This is a genomic window from Enterococcus sp. 4E1_DIV0656 (genome assembly GCF_002140695.1).
Lineage (GTDB): Bacteria > Bacillota > Bacilli > Lactobacillales > Enterococcaceae > Enterococcus_D > Enterococcus_D entomosocium.
Map to the genome: position 1 here is coordinate 1,355,924 of NZ_NGLF01000001.1, position 1,413 is coordinate 1,357,336.

General features: G+C 32.6%; 2 protein-coding genes. One reads left to right on the forward strand and one right to left on the reverse strand.

From position 1 onward, the window contains the following. Window positions 1-18 precede the first annotated feature (18 nt). Window positions 19-276, forward strand: a complete 258-nt coding sequence (locus A5882_RS06485) for a hypothetical protein (protein ID WP_008376271.1) — start codon at window positions 19-21, stop codon at window positions 274-276. Window positions 277-300: 24 nt separating this feature from the next. On the opposite strand, the gene A5882_RS06490 is transcribed toward A5882_RS06485, so the two are convergent. Continuing rightward, window positions 301-1,194: a hypothetical protein gene (locus A5882_RS06490; protein ID WP_086372553.1), complete on the reverse strand. Its 894-nt coding sequence runs from the start codon at window positions 1,192-1,194 to the stop codon at window positions 301-303. Between the last annotated feature and the right edge of the window lie 219 nt (window positions 1,195-1,413).

The window sequence follows — 1,413 nt, forward strand, 5'->3', positions numbered from 1 at the left end:
TTGTAAAGGAGTGCTAAGATGATTAACTTTTTAAAAGGTTTAAAAATAAGAATCCTATATATATATTCAATGATTTCGCTACTTATAGGTGTCTATTTAAGTGTAAATTGGATTCCTGTAAGCGTTGAAGGACTAAGCAAATCCCAAAAACAGGAGCTTTTAAGAGAAGGATCAATCAACTGGGAACTTGGTGTAGTTTTTAAGGTATTAGCCCTGATACTTTTCTTGGGTGCACTAGTAAAATCCATTATATATATCTTAAACAAAAAGAGATAAGCGTAGAGCTCATCTCTTTTTATACTATCTAGAAACTTCGTGGATCACTTCGATTTTATAAGGAATGATAAAGCCTGCTCTTTGCATTGCATAACAATAATTGTTTCCAAATCCCACCTCGAAGTTGCCATCATAACCATTTAGCTCCCATTTGAAATCAAATATATCCGTAACCTTTACTTGAGTCCAATAATTTCCATTGGCTTGTTTCTTATAAGTTACTGTGTAACTAACTCCACGTAATGCTGTGTGAAGTTGGCCGCTTAGAAATGTATAACTTCCTGAGAAAGAACCAGATTTTTTACCTGTAGAAAATGCTTCTTTTTTAAGTCTAGAATAATAAGCGGTCATTAACTCCTCGCCGTCTACAGTCTTTGCCCAGCTATCGTTTTTATTAACATATGTCGAAGGTTTCCATGTTGGATTCCAATAGTAATTCTCAGCAGAAATAATGGCGTGCTTCATATAAGCAGCAGTCTGATTGTGACCTTTTTTCTTAACCATTGATATACCTTTATTGTATGCAGCAATTGCAGCCGCATAAACTGGATTTGCAGGAGTTACCGATGATCTAGCACCTATCTTAGACTTTGGTTCAACATAAAAAGGATCAACTGATTCGGCAACGTCCGCTTTATACTCTTCCAACAATGCATCTTGTTCGGCATCATAGGAATTTAAAACTGTTAAACTCTCATTTAAAGATGCGTTGAACTCTTCAGCACTATCAGAATCTTCAAACATTCTAATTACACCATCAATATAATCTCTATTGGACTCTTCATTGGATATTGCCTCATTAATTAATGATTGATTAGTTTCATCTATCTCAAAACCATTCTCATCTGCATAACCATTTATTTGACCAAAACTTAAAACTGATATACCAAACACTACACTAATTAAAAACTTCTTCATTGTTTTAATCTCCTTTTTAATTATTATTTTACTAACAAATTTAATATACCATGCTACAATATATAAAAAACATTTTAAGTTATATTTATATCCTAACAATTTTGTAATACGTAGGAAAGGATGTAAAATTGAACAAAGTTGAATACGATAATATGCAAGTAAATCTTCGTTCTTTGCGGCACAAACTTGATTTTCAATGCATAATATTCGTTATACTGT